The 17,074-nt window shown below is 71.7% G+C and carries 14 protein-coding genes; 8 read left to right on the top strand and 6 right to left on the bottom strand.

Features of this window, described 5'->3' with window-relative positions:
• Window positions 1-7: 7 nt before the first annotated feature.
• Window positions 8-2,530, bottom strand: a complete 2,523-nt coding sequence (locus ACQPZK_RS31175; RefSeq protein WP_433536281.1) for a putative bifunctional diguanylate cyclase/phosphodiesterase — start codon at window positions 2,528-2,530, stop codon at window positions 8-10.
• 601 nt (window positions 2,531-3,131) lie between these two features.
• Here ACQPZK_RS31175 and ACQPZK_RS31170 point away from each other — a divergent pair.
• The 5 genes from ACQPZK_RS31170 (at window position 3,132) to ACQPZK_RS31150 (ending at window position 9,236) form a co-directional block, all read left to right on the top strand.
• Window positions 3,132-6,215 carry an AfsR/SARP family transcriptional regulator gene (locus ACQPZK_RS31170; protein ID WP_433536280.1) on the top strand — a complete coding sequence of 1,028 codons (3,084 nt, stop codon included), beginning with the start codon at window positions 3,132-3,134 and terminating at the stop codon, window positions 6,213-6,215.
• 264 nt (window positions 6,216-6,479) lie between these two features.
• Entirely contained in the window at window positions 6,480-6,971 is a 492-nt protein-coding gene (gene moaC, locus ACQPZK_RS31165; RefSeq protein WP_433536279.1) for a cyclic pyranopterin monophosphate synthase MoaC, read from the top strand.
• Complete coding sequence (locus tag ACQPZK_RS31160) at window positions 6,968-7,438, top strand: MogA/MoaB family molybdenum cofactor biosynthesis protein (protein ID WP_433536278.1); 471 nt, start codon at window positions 6,968-6,970, stop codon at window positions 7,436-7,438. Before moaC ends, ACQPZK_RS31160 begins: the two co-directional genes overlap by 4 nt.
• Before the next feature lie 116 nt (window positions 7,439-7,554).
• On the top strand, window positions 7,555-8,811 hold the full coding sequence (locus ACQPZK_RS31155; protein WP_433536277.1) for a molybdopterin molybdotransferase MoeA: 1,257 nt from the start codon (window positions 7,555-7,557) through the stop codon (window positions 8,809-8,811).
• Window positions 8,808-9,236: a molybdenum cofactor biosynthesis protein MoaE gene (locus ACQPZK_RS31150; protein ID WP_433536276.1), complete on the top strand. Its 429-nt coding sequence runs from the start codon at window positions 8,808-8,810 to the stop codon at window positions 9,234-9,236. The genes ACQPZK_RS31155 and ACQPZK_RS31150 overlap by 4 nt, the downstream gene beginning before the upstream one ends.
• A gap of 58 nt (window positions 9,237-9,294) precedes the next feature.
• Here ACQPZK_RS31150 and ACQPZK_RS31145 read toward each other — a convergent pair whose 3' ends face one another.
• Window positions 9,295-10,740, bottom strand: a complete 1,446-nt coding sequence (locus ACQPZK_RS31145) for a glycosyltransferase 87 family protein (RefSeq protein ID WP_433536275.1) — start codon at window positions 10,738-10,740, stop codon at window positions 9,295-9,297.
• 215 nt (window positions 10,741-10,955) lie between these two features.
• Entirely contained in the window at window positions 10,956-11,501 is a 546-nt protein-coding gene (locus tag ACQPZK_RS31140; RefSeq protein ID WP_433536274.1) for a DoxX family protein, read from the bottom strand.
• 134 nt (window positions 11,502-11,635) lie between these two features.
• On the opposite strand from ACQPZK_RS31140, the gene ACQPZK_RS31135 reads away from it, so the two are divergent.
• Complete coding sequence (locus ACQPZK_RS31135) at window positions 11,636-12,184, top strand: GNAT family N-acetyltransferase (protein ID WP_433536273.1); 549 nt, start codon at window positions 11,636-11,638, stop codon at window positions 12,182-12,184.
• A 32-nt stretch (window positions 12,185-12,216) separates the two neighbouring features.
• Here ACQPZK_RS31135 and ACQPZK_RS31130 read toward each other — a convergent pair whose 3' ends face one another.
• From ACQPZK_RS31130 to ACQPZK_RS31120, 3 genes are all read right to left on the bottom strand, one after another.
• The gene (locus ACQPZK_RS31130) at window positions 12,217-13,455 is read right to left on the bottom strand and encodes an AAA family ATPase (RefSeq protein WP_433536272.1); all 1,239 of its coding nucleotides are present in this window, start codon (window positions 13,453-13,455) and stop codon (window positions 12,217-12,219) included.
• Window positions 13,456-13,589: 134 nt separating this feature from the next.
• A complete protein-coding gene (locus ACQPZK_RS31125; RefSeq protein ID WP_433539378.1) occupies window positions 13,590-14,000 on the bottom strand; it encodes an LppU/SCO3897 family protein in 411 nt (136 codons plus the stop codon).
• Window positions 14,001-14,363: 363 nt separating this feature from the next.
• Entirely contained in the window at window positions 14,364-14,804 is a 441-nt protein-coding gene (locus ACQPZK_RS31120) for an LppU/SCO3897 family protein (RefSeq protein WP_433539377.1), read from the bottom strand.
• 552 nt (window positions 14,805-15,356) lie between these two features.
• Here ACQPZK_RS31120 and ACQPZK_RS31115 point away from each other — a divergent pair.
• Both ACQPZK_RS31115 and ACQPZK_RS31110 read left to right on the top strand, forming a co-directional pair.
• A complete protein-coding gene (locus ACQPZK_RS31115) occupies window positions 15,357-16,361 on the top strand; it encodes an EamA family transporter (protein WP_433536271.1) in 1,005 nt (334 codons plus the stop codon).
• A 10-nt stretch (window positions 16,362-16,371) separates the two neighbouring features.
• A complete protein-coding gene (locus tag ACQPZK_RS31110; protein ID WP_433536270.1) occupies window positions 16,372-17,001 on the top strand; it encodes a prepilin peptidase in 630 nt (209 codons plus the stop codon).
• Window positions 17,002-17,074 lie beyond the last annotated feature (73 nt).

Genomic DNA, 17,074 nt, shown 5'->3' with positions numbered 1-17,074 from the left:
TGCCCGATCAGGCCGGGAGGTGGCGGTCGGGGCGGGAGCGACTGGCCTGGCGGCGGGTCTGGTTGAGGCGGATCACCGCGCCCGTGTCGTGCAGCGGCGGTGCCAGAGTGCCGGGTTGGCCACCGGAGCCGCGCTGCATCGCGGCGAGCAGGGTCCCGGCGGGCATCGGTCGGGCGAACAGGTGGCCCTGCCCGGCCGAGCAGCCCAGCTCCCAGAGGGCGCGTCGCTGCGGTTCGCTCTCCACGCCTTCGGCGACCACCGCCAGGTTGAGGCTGCGGCCGAGGTCGAGGGTGGAGCGGATGACGGCTGCGGCCTCGGCCGAACTCTCCATGGTCGTGACGAAGCTGCGGTCGATCTTCAACTCGTGCACGGGGATCCGGGAGAGCAGCGAGAGGGAGGAGTAGCCGGTGCCGAAGTCGTCGAGCGCCAAGCGGACGCCCTCGTCGCGGAGCCGGCTGAGCACCCGGTCGACCACGTCGAGTTGGCTGAGGGTCAACGTCTCGGTCAGCTCCAGCACCAGCCGCTCGGGCGGGAGGTCGTGGGCGCGCAGCCGGGCCAGCACCGAGCCGGGAAAGCGTGCGTCGAGCAGGCTGCGCGGCGAGACGTTGACCGCCACCGGTACGTCGAAGCCGGCGTCCCGCCAGTCCGCGGCGGCGATCAGTGCCTGGTCGAGGATCGCCTCGGCGAAGGCCGGCAGCATGCCCGAGCGTTCCACCGCCTCCAGGAAGCGCAGCGGATCGATCAGTCCGTGGGTGGGGTGGTGCCAGCGGGCCAGCGCCTCGGCGCTGGTGACCTCGCCGGTGCCCAGGTCGACGATCGGTTGGAAGTTGACGATGAACTCGTGGTCGGCAACCGCGCGGGGCAGGTCACCGCCGAGGGTGAGGCGGTTCAGGTCGGCGGTGTCCCGGGTCGGCGCGTACGTGGAGATCCGCTGTCCGGCCCGCTTCGCCTGGTACATCGCCACGTCGGCGCGGCGCAGCAGCTCCGGCATACCGCCGCTGGCCGGGGCCACGGAGATTCCGCCGCTGGCCTCGACGCTGATCCGCATGCCGTCCAGCTCGAACGGTTCGTGCAGGGCGGCCAGCAGCGTCTCGGCCCGGTGTGCGGCCACCGCCGGGGCCGGTAGCCCGCGCAGGAGTACGGCGAACTCGTCGCCGCCGAGTCGGGCCACCAGGTCACTCGACTGGGCGGCCCCGCGCAGCCGGTCGGCGACCTGGACCAGCACCTGGTCGCCGGCTGCGTGGCCGAGGGTGTCGTTGACCTCCTTGAAGTGGTTGAGGTCGATCAGCACCAGAGCGGTCACCCCGTCGGCGTGCCGGGCGCTGAGCTGCTCGGTGCCCTGGTCGAGCAGGTGCCGCCGGTTCGCGAGGGCGGTGAGCGCGTCGTGCGCGGCGGCGTACGCGTGCTCGTCGGCGACCCGGGCCAGCTCGGCGTACGCCTGTGCGTTGCGGACGGCCGTGCAGAGCGCGGAGGCGAAGGTACGCAGGGTGTACTGCTCCCGCTCGGACAGCTGTACGGGCCCGCGGAAGCGCAGGCGCAGGATGCCGACGTCGACGGAGCGGTCGTGGCCCTCCAACGGGGTGGGCACGACGGTGCCGTCCACCTCGGTGGGTGTGTCGGTCGGCCCGTCGAAGGTGATGCCGCCGGTGGCGCCCCGGACGGTGCGACCACCGTCACGCAGCTCGATCTCGACCTCGTCAGCGGAGAACAGTTCGGTGGCCTGGGTGACGGCGGTGGTGAGCACCTTGTCCAGGTCGACCACGTTGAGCGCGTCGGTGGTGCGGGCGAGGCGCTGCCATGCCTGCTGCTCGGTGCGGCCGCGGATACGGGCGGAGTAGGCGAGGTGCAGGCTCAGGACCAGGGGCGGAACGGCGAGCAGCAGGCGAGGTTCCGCCTGGAGGATGACCAGGGTGAGGGCGGCTACCACGAACCGGACTGCGAACCCGGCCAGCCGCAGGTCGAAGTGGTTACGGAACTGGCGGACGACTGGGGTGCCTGACGCCAGAGCGATGACAGGTATGGCCAGGATGTCGTCGAGCACCGCGGCGGTGAGGTAGACCGCTCCGAGCATCACGACGAGTTGCCACAGGTCGCCCGGTGGCCAGCGCTCGCCCAAGAGCATGATCACTACGGTGGCGCCGCCGGCGACGAGGGTGTGCTTCGCGATGCCGAACGCCGTCTTGATCGCGGTCAGACGGGTGAGTATCGAGGCGCAGGCGATACCTACGCCGGTGGAGAGGATCACCCAGGCCGGCGGGGCGAGGGCGAGCCCGAGCACGATGGCCGTCTCCACCCAGGCGAACGAGAAGGTGGTCGACCTGATCCGTAATTGTGCCCTGACGACTGCTCCGAGAGCGATCATCAGGACGAGAGCGCCGATTGTCGACGCATCTCCCACGCGGTCCGGCGGGTTGCGGCCGGTCGCGATCGCCGCAGCGACGGCGACGGCACTGGCAGACACCACGAGGGTTCCGACGAGGGTCAACAGGCGTGGATCGAGTCCCGTGTGACGACGCGTCATCCGGTTCACCCAACCTCACCCGTAACCCACCGTTGGTGTCCGCTGACGGGCAGCCTACCTCGGTGTCGTCGGGGCGGTAAGGAGCTAGTTCCACTCGGTGCTTCGCATCTTGCACGGCCCTTTCGTCGTCGAGATGTACATCGGGACTGAGGGTGTGGACTAGTTCCACTCGGTGCTGTTCCGCATCGTTCCGACTCCCTCCCTCTACGTGACGCCCGTGGCGTCATTCGTTGGTAGAGCCGAGAGTAGGAGCGGCGCTGCGTAGGAAGGAACAATTAATGTCGCTATGCGCAACATTAGCCAAGCTGAAGCGGGTATGTTACTTTCTGTCCGCACTCCTGAGCGGAGTGCTCAACCCCTTCGGCGTCTGCCTCGCGAGGAGACTTTGGTCCGCGAGTTGCAGGCTGCATTCAGTCTCGCCAGCCCCAACCGCCGCTCCATCCGCACTTTGGGTGGCGGCTGTCGTGGATCGGGTCGTTTGTGGAACGGGCTCTAGGCATCATTCCAGTTGACGCTGAGGCTGGCACGCAGGGCGACCTGGATCCCGGCGGGATCGTAAGCTTCGTTGCGTGATCGCTTGGACACACAACAACGTGTGAGCGGGGGGTACGTGGAGATTCGTCTTCTCGGCGGCCCGTCGGTGCAACTGACCACCCGCACATTGCACCTGGGAACGCCAAAGCAGCAGGCAATCTTCGCGATGCTCGCGGTCCGGCCGGGTCGGTTGGTGACGATGACCGATCTGATAGACGAGTTGTGGGCCGACCGTCCTCCGCGATCCGCAGTGGCGAATGTGCGCACCTATGCGGCAAATCTTCGCCGGGAGTTTGAGACGTTAGCGCTTCCCGACGCGCCTCTCGTGCGGCAAGGGAACGGCTATCGACTCACCGTGCGGCCGGACGTGATCGATGTCTTCCGCTTTCAGCAGGAGCTTTACGCGGGCCGGGATGCTCTGGGTGCTGGCGACCTGGTGCGAGCGTCGGAACTACTGGGCCGTGCTCTGGCGCGGTGGCAGGGTCCGATGCTTGCCGGCATACCGCTTGGACCCGTCCTGACGGCTCGAACCGTCGGTGCCGAGGAGGAGCGTCTTCTGGCGGTGGAACTCCTCGCCGAGGTCCACCTGCGTTCCGGGCGGGACGACCTCGCGATCCCGTCGCTTCGGGAGGTGGTTGCCCGCCACCCGCTCCGAGAGCCGACGTACCACCTGCTCATGCGTGCCCTTCACGAGCGCGGTGACAACGCGGAGGCGCTCGTCGCGTACGACGAGATCCGCAAGCACCTGATCACGGAGTTGGGAGTGGGGCCGGGAGCCAACCTCGAAGAGTTACGCCGCAGGATCGTCGCCGAGGTGACGAATGGGAAGCCCGCACTCGTCAGCCGAGGCGCAAGCCCGCGGAGCCGTGCCGCCGCGATCGCACCCGTGCCGGCGGGTAACTCGACGACCGAACGGACCCCCGTCACCCCGGTGGACCATCTGCCCCGGTCGGTCACCGATTTCGTCGGCCGGGAGGCCGTGGTGGCGCGGCTGTTGGCGGAGACGCGGCGCGTCGAGGATCGCGTCCCGGCCGTGCACGTCATCGACGGTATGGCGGGTAGTGGCAAGACGACACTCGCCGTGCACCTGGCCCGTCGACTGGGCGACCGGTACCCGGACGCCCGCTTGTACGTCGACCTGCGCGGACAGGACGACAAGGATGGGGTGGAACCGGCGGCTGCCCTCGTCGTCCTGCTTCGCCAGATCGGGGTGCCACCCGAGCGGGTGCCGGTCGACGTGGACGACAGGACGGAACTCTGGCGACGCGAGCTGGCCCGCCGACGGTCGGTGATCATCCTGGACAACGCCGGCAGCAGCGACCAGATCGTTCCTCTCCTGCCGATCGAGCCGACCGCCGTCGTCCTCGTGACGTCTCGACGGCGACTTACCCACCCGGATCTTGGCGCGTCCCAGTCCCTGCCGGTCATGTCGCCCTCGGAGGGCATCGACCTGTTGGCGTTGAGCGTGGGCCGGGAACGCGTCGACGCCGAGCCGGAAGCGGCTGTCCAGGTGGTCCGGCGGTGCGGACATCTCCCTCTGGCGATTCGACTGGCTGGCGCACGGCTCGCGCACCGTCGTGGCTGGCGGTTGGCGGATCTTGCGGCCCAGATGGACGGCGCCCCGTCGGTTCTTCCTCACCTGGCCGGCGAGAACAGCACGGTCACCGGGGCGTTCGCGACCTCCTACGAACCTCTTCCCGAGCCGTCCAAACGGGTCTTCCGCTTCCTGGGTCTGTATCCGGGTAGCCGGTTGAGCCCACCCGTCGTCGCCGCCCTGACCGGCCTGACGGTGGAGGAGGCGCGTGCGGCGCTCGACGAACTCACCGATCGGCATCTGGTCGAGGACCTGGACTCGACCCGGTATCGACTGCACGACCTCATGCGCCAGTACGCGATCGAGCTGTGCTCGCACATCGACTCCGCCACCGATCGGCAGATCGCCCTGGGGCAGCTGTTCGACTTCGTGCTGGCGGCGACTCTGCGGGTCGCCGAGACGCTCGAGCCAGGCGTGATCGGATCTCAGTTCACGCCGCTTCCGTTCGACCGACCCGAGTTGATCGAGTCGATCGGGGAGCCGAGCAGCGACTGGCTGGAGACCCAGCGAACGGACCTGGTGATGATGGTGTCGTCGGCACAGGAGTCGGGCTTTCACCAACACGCGTGGCGGCTGGCACGCTCACTGTGGCGCTTCTGCTACATCCGCGGCTATTTCGAGGACATCATCCGAGCCAACCGCGATGGACTGACCTCGGCAGAGGCGAGCGGAGACATCGATGCGATGGCGTTGATGAACAACTACCTGGCCTCGGCGTACGTCCGTACGGGTGACAAGCAGGGCACCCTCGACCACCTGTCCCGTGCGGTCGAGCTCTTTGAGGCGTCCGGGAATGTCCTGGGCGCTGCGCGATGCCGCGCCAATCTTGCCGCCGTCTATCTGTGGAGCGGCCGCCTGAGCGATGCCGTGGCACTCGGTTACGAATGCCTGCGCGACCCGCTGTACGGCGACACGGATGTGCCGATAGCGCTGCCGAACCTTGGCTTGGCGCTCACGGCGCTGGGGCGCTACGAGGAAGCGTTGCGGCTGCACCGCCTGCACCTGGCCTGGGCACGGACGAATTCCAACGACTTCCACATGCTCAACGCGCTCAGCCACATCGGCTCCGTCCGTACCCGGATGGGGGATCTCCCTCAGGCGATCCGGATCCTCCTGATCTCGTTGGCGCTACGCGACCGCACCGGTCATCGGTACGCCGAGGCAGAGGTACGCAACGACCTCGGAATCGCCTATCGCGGTCTCGGTCGTCTGGTGGAGGCACAGCAGCAACATGAGGCTGCCCGGACGCTCGCGGCAGAGGGCGGGGAACGGCACGTCGAAGTCGCGGTGTTGAACGAGCTGGCCCGCACGTTGCGCTCGCGCGGGCGGGACTCCGAGGCCGTCGAGATGCATCGGGAGGCCCTGCGCCTCGCGACGCGGATTGCTCATCCGCACGAGCAGGGTCGTGCGCTGGCCGGGCTGGCCGAACACTTCGCCCGCGCCGATCCGGCCGAGGCCCGACGGCACTGGGAACGGGCACTCGCGATCTTCCGCCGGTTGGGCGTGCCGGAGCGTCTCGGCGTCGAGCGTCGCCTCGCCGAGCTGGACCACGAAACAGGTCGCTGACCTGCGCGAACGGCTCTTATCGATTTCTTATCGCCAGGCTCGTTAGGTTGAACAACGTATCGACGAACGGGGGAGGTTCTGCCCCTGGGCAGAACCGGGTCGTCGAGACACGCCCGTCACCGGGTCACCCCCCAGCGACTTCGGTGGCGGGTCCGGCCAGGAAGGGGTGACGGAGCAGTGGATGCGCCGTCGCACCCGGCGAGCTGCTGTGCCGTCACCCCTTCCGAGCGTCGCACGTCGTACCGCACCGATAGGCTCACGGCCGTGACCGAACCCGTGCAGCTCAGCCACGTCGACCGTGCCGGCGCGGCCCGCATGGTCGATGTCTCCGCCAAGTCGGTGACCGGCCGGTTGGCCGTCGCGGCGGGCCGTCTGCGCACCACCGCGGAGGTCGTCGACCTGCTCCACCGGGACGGGTTGCCCAAGGGCGACGCGCTGGCGGTGGGTCGGCTCGCCGGCATCATGGGGGCCAAACGCACCCCGGAGCTGATCCCGCTCTGCCATCCGATCGCCCTGCACGGCGTCACCGTCGACCTGCACCTGACGACCGACACGGTGGAGATCACCGCCACCGCCCGCACGGCGGACCGGACGGGAGTCGAGATGGAGGCGCTGACCGCCGTCGCGGTCGCCGGCCTCGCGCTTGTCGACATGGTCAAGGCGGTCGACCCGGCGGCCTCGGTGGAGGCGGTCCGGGTGCTGCGCAAGGAGGGCGGCAAGACCGGCGAGTGGGTCCGGCCGGAGGACCGGCCGTGATCCGGGCCCGGGTGATCGTCGCCTCCAACCGGGCGGCGGCCGGCGTGTACGCCGACACGAGCGGACCGCTGCTCGTCGCGGGCCTGCGTGAGTTGGGCTGTCAGGTGGACGACCCGGTGGTGGTGCCCGACGGCGAGCCGGTCGGCGACGCTCTGCGTCAAGCGGTCAGCGATGGTGTCGACGTCGTGGTGACCAGTGGCGGCACTGGCGTCACGCCGTCCGACCGCACGCCGGACGTGACCCGGTCCCTGCTGGACTACGAGATTCCCGGCATCGCCGAGGCGATCCGGTCACACAGTCGGGAGCGGGTGCCCACCTCGGTGCTGTCCCGAGGGCTGGCCGGGGTGGCCGGCCGGATGCTGGTGGTCAACCTGCCCGGCTCGACGGGCGGCGCCCGCGACGGGCTGGCCGTGCTCGGTCCGATCCTCGGCCACACCGTCGACCAGCTGCGCGGCGGCGACCACTGACCGCACGCGCGGAGCTGTCCCGGCCAACCACGCCGCAGCGGCCACCGACCGGCCCGCAGCCCGTCTCGCACCCGCAGAGCGCGCCGGCTGTCCGTCCGTCCCGATAGGCTCGGTCGGTGCGAACGGAAACCACACCAACGGCGGCCCAGGTCGCCGCGCCCCCGCCGGCCGGGTGGGAGGAGGCGCGGTCCCGGGTGTACGCGGTAGGCCTGGCCGCCGCACTGCCGGCCGTCGCCCGGCCGCTGGTCGACACCGACGGGCTGACCCTGGCCGAGCCCCTGACCACCCGCACCGACCTGCCCGCGTTCCCGACCTCCAGCGTGGACGGCTGGGCCATCCGGGGTGACGGGCCGTGGCGGATCGTCGGCCGGGTACTGGCCGGCAACACTCCCGGGCCGCTCACCGACGACGGCACGACCGTCGAGATCGCGACCGGAGCCATGGTCCCGGAGGGTGCCAGCGCCGTGCTGCGCATCGAGGAGTCCACCGTCGCCGACGGCCTGGTCAGCGGCACGCCCCGGCCGACGCCCGAGTGGCGGCAGCCGGGCGAGGAGGCGTACGCCGGTGAGGAGCTGCTGCCCGTCGGCACGCCGGTCGACCCGGCGGTGATCGGCCTGGCCGCCTCCTGCGGGCACGACACGCTACGGGTCCGGCGCGCGCCGCGCGCCGCGCTGCTGGTCTTCGGCGACGAGTTGCTGACGGCGGGTCCGCCCGCGGCGGGCCGGGTGCGTGACGCGCTGGGCCCGGCGGTGCCGGCGTGGCTGCGGCGGTACGGGTGCCACGTCCGCCCCTCGGACGTGGTGGGGCCGGTGGCCGACACGCTGCCCGCACACGTGGCGGCGCTGCGGGCGGCGCTGACCACCGCCGACCTGGTCTGCACCACCGGCGGCACGATGCACGGTCCGGTCGACCATCTGCACCCGACCCTGGAGGCGCTGGGCGCCGACTACGTGGTCAACACGGTGGCGGTCCGGCCGGGATTCCCGATGTTGCTGGCGCGGCTGGCCGATCCGGACGGGCGGGTCCGGTTCGTCGCCGGCCTGCCGGGCAATCCGCAGTCCGCCATCGTCGCGCTGGTGTCACTGGTCGCGCCGCTGCTCGCCGGCCTCGCGGGCCGCTCGATGCCGGTGCTGCCGCACGCCACGTTGGCCGAGGCGGTGCCCGGGCGCGGTGACCACACCCACCTGGCGCTGGTTCGGCTGGACCGGGCCGCCGGCACGGCGTACCCGGTGCGGCACGTCGGTTCGGCGATGCTGCGCGGCCTCGCGGGCGCCGACGGGTTCGCCGTCATCCGGCCGGGCACCAGCGGTGCGCAGGGCGACCGGGTGCCGATCGTGCCGCTGCCGTTGCTGCCCGGGGAGCGGGCGTCATGACCGCGCCGGCGATCACCGTCGTCGAGGTCACCGACCGGCCTCTGGACCTCGCCGCCCACGAGGCGGCGGTCGCCGACCGTCGGGCCGGCGCGGTCGTCTCCTTTCAGGGCGTCGTCCGTGACCACGACCACGGGCGTGCGGTGGTGAGTTTGGACTACGAGGGACACCCGAGCGCCGTGCAGGTGCTGCGCGAGGTCGCCGCCGAGATCGCGGCCGACCCCGACGTGTACGCGGTGGCGGTCTCGCACCGCGTCGGCCCGCTGGCCATCGGCGACGTGGCGCTGGTCGCCGCGGTGAGCACCGCGCACCGGGCTGCGGCCTTCGCCGCGTGTGCCCGGCTGGTCGACGAGGCCAAGGCCCGGTTGCCGATCTGGAAGCGGCAGGTCTTCGCCGACGGCACCGAGGAGTGGGTGAACTGCCCCTGACCCGGCCATCCGGCCTGGCCGGGCCTGTGGCGGGCGGAGACGACGGCCGGGCCGCGTTCTAGCGGCGGCCGTTCACCACCACTGCGCGGGCCAGTCGTTCGCCGTAGAAGGCCGGCTCGGCGCCGGGGCGCCAGGGCAGGGCCGCGACCAGGACGATCAGGGCGAGAGCCAGCGAGTTCTCCATCAGCGCGCCGAACAGGCCGTCCTGGTAGTGCGACACCTCCGGCAACTGGTGCTCGTACGGCCAGATGGGGGAGATGAGGAACAGCAGGTAGAGCCCGACCGCGGCGACGCCGTGCCGAAGCCCGGTCAGCGTGGGGTACCAGATCGGCGGGCGAAGGGCGTTGAGGCCGCTCAGGCCACCGAACGTCGGCCCCTGGCCGGTGCGCTGCGGGAGGCCCCTGCTTGCCTCGCGGCGGCGTACGGCGGCGTCGGCCAGCACGATGATCGCCGGGATCACCCAGACGAGGTGGTGCGTCCAGGAGATCGGGCTGATCACGTTGGCGGTCAGGCCGACGAGTGTGAACGCGGTCAACTCGTCGCCGTCGGCGCGTGAACTGGCCGCCCGGGACAGGCCCAACGCCAGGATCAGCACCGAGAAGGCGAGCCAGAGCAGGCCGGGGGTCTCGATCGAGTCGTACAGGCGGGCCAGCAGGCCGGCGAGCGACTGGTTCGGCGTCATGTCGGCCGCGCCGACCCGCTCGGTCTGCCAGAGCACGCTGCTGAAGTAGGTGCGCGATTCGTCGCCGACGATCGCGAAGGTCCCGATGGTCACGCCGATCGCGGTGCCGATGGCGGTGGCCGCCACCCGCCACTGCCGGGTGATCAGCAGGTAGGCGATGAACAGCGCCGGGGTGAGCTTGACGGCGGTGGCCAGGCCGATGCCGGCGCCCGCCCAGGCGCCACCGTAGACGAAGCGCAGCAGCGGACCGTCGGTCGCGGCGTAGTGGGTGCCCCGGCGGGAGCGCCACCGCAGCCCGATGAGGTCCGCCATGATCAGGGCGAAGAGCAGGAGGTTGACCTGGCCGTAGCCCAGGGTCTCGCGGCTGGGCTCGATGGCGACGGCGAGCGGGACGGCCAGGGCCACGGTGAACCACAGTGGCCACGCCAACCGGTCCACGATGGGACGCAGCAGCCCGGCCAGCACCAGGGCCAGCGCGGCGATGCTGGCGAGGGCGTTGACCATCCCGGCCGCGCCGATCGGCAGCTGTGCCATCGGCAACATCACGAGTCCGGCGAACGGCGGGTAGGTGAAACCGAGCGTGGTGCCGGGCGCGATGAACTCGTAGAGCTCGTGACCGCTCGCCCACCACACCACCGCGCCGTGGTAGATCTTCATGTCGAAGAAGTTGTACGGCCGCCCGAACTCGCCGATGGCGAGCCATGCGGCGTAGGCGACGGCAGTCACGATGACGCCCCGTACGACGTTCCTGCGATCGATCCCCCGCGTCATGCGCTGAACTGGGGCGAGGCGGTCCGCCCGTCTACCGACAGTCGTCGGCATGGCGTGGCCACCCCCGTACCAAGGTCGTCCTACCCGTCCAGGTCCTGCACGGAGCCTAGAACGGCGCCTCACGTCAGTGCCTCCCGCGTTATGCGACCGTGTCCGATCCCACACATGTTTTTGACATTTCCACCGCGTTAACGCCTACCGGGTGGTTCAGGTAATTCGCGGCCTTAGCGGGGGGTGGGGGTACGAACGAGAGGCATCGAGGCAGGTCAGCCTGGAAGTCGACGCGCGGTGGCCGCCGACCGGACGGCGATCCGTGCCTCGCGGCGGGCGGTGCGTACGGCGCGCTGCATGGAACGTCGAGAGTGGCCGATGCGGTGACCCGTACGCCAGCGCACGCCGGGCTTGCCCCCGGTGTCGACGGCCGCGAGGAGGAGACCGCCCAGGAGCCCGAGGTTCTTGAGGGTGTGGATCTGGTTGTTGTTCTTGGCGACCGGGTCGTCGTTCTTCCAGAACGGATGCCCGGCGATGGTCACGGGCACCAGGGTGCCGGCGAGGACGAGCGCGGCAGGCCGGCTGAACCGTCCGGTGGCCAGCATGAGCCCGGCCCCGACCTGCGTCGCGGCGTTGAGCCGGATCAACGATTCGGTCTCGGTGGGGAAGCTCGGGTGCGCCTTCTGCAACAACGGCGCGACCTTGTCGGTGACCGGCCTGGCGGTGTCGGCCAGCCGGTGCGGGTTGCGGAGGTTGCGGTATCCCTGGATGACGAAGATGCCGCTCAGCATGGCGCGGGCGAGGGAACGTACTGGCGTCATGGATCAGTCATACCCCGTCGCGGCGTTTGTTACCCGGTCAACCGCCGGATCCGGATCGGTCGGCGTGCGCGCGCGCCACGCCGAATCGAGCGACCATCGCTGATGGACGGGGCGTGACGGGTAACGTCGCGCGGGTGACGACGCTCCGGCTCCGCCCCGAGGACCCGGCCGACGCCGGTCCGCTGCGGCGGGTGCTGGCTTCGGCGTTCGCTCGCCCGGAGGTGCAGACGCCACCGGAGGTGGGACTGGTCGACGACCTGCGGGGCACCGACGCCTGGCTGCCCGAGCTGGCCATGGTCGCCGAGTACGGCGGCGAGGTCGTCGGGTACGCGCTGCTCACCCGGGTGCGGGTGCGACCCGAACGGGGTGCCGTCGTGCCGGCCCTGGCACTCGGGCCGGTGGCCGTGGCGCCGCACCGACAGCGGGTCGGGCACGGCAGCGCTGTGGTGCAGGCCGCACTGGACGCCGCCACCGAACTGGGTGAGCGGCTGGTCGTGGTGCTCGGTGACCCGGCCTTCTACCGCCGCTTCGGCTTCGGACCGGCCGCCGAGCTGGGTCTCAGCAGCCCGTGGGCCGGTCTCGGCGAGCCGTGGCAGGCGCTGGTGCTGCCGCCGTCCACCAGCGAGGAGGGCGCGCCGCCGCGTGGCGAGGTCGTCTTCCCCGCGCCCTGGTCCCAGGTCTGACGCGTCGTCCGGGCGGGCCGACCGGAGCGCGGTCAGGCCGGCTGGGTGCGCAGGTAGCGGCCGAAGTGGGGCACGGTGAAGGCCACTGTGCCGCGCTCGCCCGAGTAGATGAGCCCCTTCTTGATCAGCGCGTCCCGGGCCGGGGAGAGGCTGGCCGGCTTCCGGCCGAGGGCCCGGGCGATCTCGGCGGTGGGCACGGCGGCGTCCATGTCGTCGCGGACCGCGCCGCTGGCTTCGCCCTCCACCAGGGACAGCGTGGCCATCGCCCGCATGTACTCGCGCTCGGCCGGGGTGGCCCGCTCGAACCGGGAGCCGAAGAACCCGACCGCCAGTTCGGCCTCGGCCTCCGGCGCGGCGACCCGGACGTCCGCCGCGGTGACGGGCGACCGGGGTGCGTGATCCCAGGTCGCCTTCCCGTACGCCTGGACGAAGTACGGGTAGCCGCCGGACTTCTCGTAGAGCAGGTCGAGCGCCTTCTGCTCGTACTCCACCTCCTCGCGCTCGGCCGGCGCGCAGAGCGCCTGGTCGGCGGCGATCCGGTCGAGCCGGTCGATGCGCTGGTAGCGGAAGAGCCGCTCGGAGTACGACTTGGCGGCGCTGAGCACAGCCGGTAGGTGGGGTAGCCCGGCGCCGACGACGATCAGTGGGGCGCCGATCTGGGACAGCTCGTGGCAGGCGGCGCAGAGCGCCGAGACGTCCTCCGGCCCGACGTCCTGCATCTCGTCGATGAAGAGCGCGATGCCGGTGCCCACGTCGCTGGCCACGGCGGCGGCGTCGGTGAACAACTCGACCAGGTCGATCTCGATGTCGCCGGAGTCGGCCCGGCCACTGGCGGCGGGTACGTCGATGCCGGGTTGCCACCGGTCGCGCAGCTTGGGCGCGGCACCGCGGCCGGCCGGCGCGGACCGCTGGGCGAACGCCTTGAGCACCCCGAGGAAGGCGTCGATCCGGTCGGGGGCGCGGTGGCGTGGGGCGAGTTCACGGACCGCCATGTGCAGCGCGGCGGCGACCGGACGGCGCAGTGACTGGTCCGGCCGAGCCTCGATCTTGCCGGTGCCCCACAGTCGGTTGATCGCCTGTGACCGCAGGGTGTTGAGCAGGACGGTCTTGCCGACGCCGCGCAGCCCGGTGAGCATGAGGCTGCGCTCGGGCCGGCCGCGGGCGATGCGTTCCAGCACGATGTCGAACACGTCCAGCTCGCGCCCCCGCCCGGCGAGTTCGGGTGGGCGCTGGCCGGCGCCCGGGGCGTACGGGTTGCGGACCGGATCCACGCATCGCAGAATATCGGGCCCTCTAGCTGCGAAGCTAGATATGGATAGATGGGGCTACCGGCGTGTCGACACCGTCGACACAAAACTAGGGCTGTCTAGCGTCCACGCTAGACAGCCCTAGTTTGCGGAATCGACTACCGCTTCTTCAGGCAGAGCACGTAGTCGAACAGGTCGATCGAGTTGTCATGCACGTAGTTGGCGGTCGCCTGCGGCGCGAGCGTCTGGCACCGGTCCCCGTCGGTGGTCGCCGGAATCCGCAGCAGCACCTGGTAGGTGTTCGGGCCGCACGGCACCTTACGCAGCTCCGCGTCGTCCTCGGAGCCGTCGTTGACGACGCAGTCCCCCTTGGCGAACTCCTCCTCCTCGTCCGGCGACGGCAGGGCCGGGCTCGGCGCCTCGCTGGGCAGGCCGGGAGGAACGACCGGCGCGCTCGCCGACGGCGTGGGCGTGGCGTCGCCGTCGGAGTCGGCGATCCGCCACGCCGCCCAGCCGGCGAGGCCGAGGCAGGGGCAGAGCAGGAGCAGCACCACCAGCCCCACGATCAGGGCGACCTTCCGGCCGTTCCGGCCAGCGGGGGCGGCGGGCGGCATCGGGTACCCGCCGGGTGGCGGCGGGCCCATCGGTGCTCCCGGCTGACCGGGGGCGGGCGGGAACGGCCCCGGCGGGGTGTTCCACTGCGCCGGCTGCTCCGGGGAACCCCACTGCGAGGGCTGAGGTGGTGGCGCCCACTGCGCCGGCTGCTCCGGGGGCGCCCACTGCGAGGGCTCAGGCGGTGGCCCCCACTGCGGGAGCGTCGGATCGACCGGTGGCGGGCCGCCGGGCCCGGTCGGCGGACGCTGGTACGGGTCGTCCGGCTGCCCGGAACCCGGTGGTCCGTAGGTCGTCATGTCATCCCCAGAGGTGGGTGGTCAGCGCTGCTTCAGGCAGAGCACGAAGTCGAGGGTGTCCAGCTCGCTGTCGAAGAAGTACCAGTTGGTGTAACCCTCGACCTTGGCGCACTTGGCCTCGGCGTCGCGTTCCCCGCTGGTCGCGCCGTCGATGCGGCGCAGCACCTCGTACGACTTCGGCGCGCAGCCGCTGATCAGCAGCTTGGGCTTGCCGCCCGACACGCCGTCGTTGCGTACGCACTGCCCGACCTTGACGAACCGCGGATCGGCCGACGACTCGGGTGCCGCAGCGCTCGGCGCTGGAGCGTCCGGGTCGCTCACACCGGCGCTCGGCTCCGCCGCCGGGGCCGAGCCGGTCGGCGCGGCGTTCGTCGGCACCGGATCGTCCGATCCCCGCAGGAACCAGTACGCGCCGCCGCCGGCCACCAACAGCAGTACGACGACGGCCAGCACCGCGATCAGCGGTCCCCGCCCCCGCCTCGGCGGCGCGGGTGCCGGGTCGTCACCGTCGGGCTGGTAGGGCCCGGGGCCGTAGGCCGGGTTCCGGTCGGCAGGCGGGTACGCGCCGCCGTAGGGCTCGGACGCCGCACCGCCGTACGGCGTGGCCGTCCCGCCGCCGTACTGGCCGCCCCCGTACTGTTGGCCGCCCCCGTACTGCTGGCCGCCGTACTGGCCGCCTCCGTACTGCTGGCCGCCGCCGTACTGCTGGCCGTCGCCGTACTGGCCGCCCTCGTGGGGCGCCGCCGGTGCGCCGCCGTACGGGCCGTCGCCGTAGGGCCGCTGCGACGCCACCGGGTAGGGCTGGACCGTCGGCGGGTAGGGCTCCGCCGCCGGCGGGTAGGGCTGCTGCGGCGGCCGGTTGGGCGTCTCGTCGGGGCGCTGCCCGCGCCACGGGCGTCCGTAGCCCTCACCCGGTGGTCCGTAGTTCGTCATGCCGCCCTCCTGCACAAGTGGTGAGAGGCCGGCCACCAATTAGCGACGCCGACTCCGAGGTCACCGTAGCGTGGTCCACCGATGAGCTCATCTCCACCGAGCGCCGCCGCCACATCCGGCCGCCGCGCCGACGCCGCGCCGAGCCTGGTCTGGACCGCGTTGATCGTGGTCTACCTGCTCTGGGGCTCCACCTACCTGGCGATCCGGATCGCGGTGGAGACGCTGCCGCCGCTGCTCTCCGCCGCACTGCGGTTCGCCGTGGCCGGCCTGGTGCTCGCGGTGGTGTTGCGGCTGCGCCGAGGGCCGGGTGCCCTCCGCGTGGGTCGTCGGCAGCTCGGCTCCGCCGCGCTTGTCGGTGTGCTCCTGCTCGCCGGCGGCAACGGATTGGTGGTGCTCGCCGAGTCCGGACCGCCCGGGGTGGCGCTGCCCTCCGGCGTCGCCGCCCTGCTGGTGGCGACCGTGCCGCTGCTCGTGGTGCTGCTGCGGTCGGCCACCGGTGACCGACCGCCGCTCTGGACGTTCGCCGGGGTCACCGTGGGCTTCGTCGGTCTGGTGCTGCTGGTGCTGCCCGCCGGCAGCGCGGACGCCGTGCCACTGGTCGGCGCGCTGACGGTGGTGGCGGGAGCCGCCGCCTGGTCGGTCGGGTCGTTCCTGTCGGGACGGATCGCAATGCCTACCGACCCGTTCGTGGCGACCGTCTACGAGATGGCGGCCGGAGCGCTGGCCCTGGCCGTGGTCGCCGCCGGTCGGGGCGAACTGCGTGACTTCCACCCGTCGGCCGTCAGCGCCCGGTCCTGGTTGGCGCTGGGCTACCTCATGGTGGCCGGATCGTTGGTGGCCTTCACCGCGTACGTGTGGCTGCTGCAGAACGCGCCCATCTCGCTGGTGTCGACGTACGCGTACGTGAACCCGGCTGTCGCGGTGGCGCTCGGCGCCCTGCTCGTGGCCGAGCCGATCACGCCCCAGGTGCTGCTCGGCGGGGCGGTCATCGTCGCCGGGGTGGCCCTGGTGGTGAGCACCGAACGCCCACGCCGCAAGGCAGCGGGACCACGATCGGGGGCGGCGCGGCCGGGAGCCCGCCGGTAACGTCCGGCCCATGTCGGCCGCCGCGCTGCTTCCGGTGGCGCTGCTCGGTGGGCTGGTCGGTCTCGTCGTACCCCCGGTGGCCTGGCGCTTCGTCGACCCGCCGGCACGGCCGGCCGGGGCGGTCCGGCTCTGTCCACCACTGGCGGTCGTGGTGTTCGTGGGGCTCGCCACCGTGCGGGGTGACGATCCGGCGCTGCCGGTCCTTCTCGCGGTGGCGGCGGTGGGCCTGGTGCTGGCTGTGGTCGACCTGGCGTGCCTGCGACTGCCCGACCCCCTGGTCGCTGCGGCCGGCGTCCTGGCCTTCGGCGGTCTGGCCGGGGCGGCGCTGCTGGCCGGCACTCCCGGGCGACTGGTCGGTGCGCTGGCCGGCGCGGCGTTCTCCGGCGCGGCGCACGTGCTGCTCGCCCTGCTGCCGAAATCCCGGCTGGGCTTCGGGGACGTGAAGCTCGCGGCCGTCCTCGGCCTGCCGCTGGGTTGGCTGGGCCGCGACGCCCTGCTCACCGGGCTTCTCCTGCCACACCTGCTGCACGGCGGACTGGTCCTCGGCCTGCTGGCCGCGCGACGGGTCCACCGCGACACCCTGCTCCCGCTCGGCCCGGCCCTGCTGGCCGGCGCCTGGCTCGCCGCACTCCTCACCTGACTGCGTCGCACGCCGAGGGAGTGAGTCGCGTCGATCATGAAGTTGTTGCCCCGACACGCCGATACGGCTGACC

The sequence above is a fragment of the Micromonospora sp. CA-249363 genome (assembly GCF_050950185.1).
GTDB lineage: Bacteria > Actinomycetota > Actinomycetes > Mycobacteriales > Micromonosporaceae > Micromonospora.
Note: the sequence above shows the minus strand (reverse complement) of the source record. Positions and strands in the feature narration are given on the sequence as shown.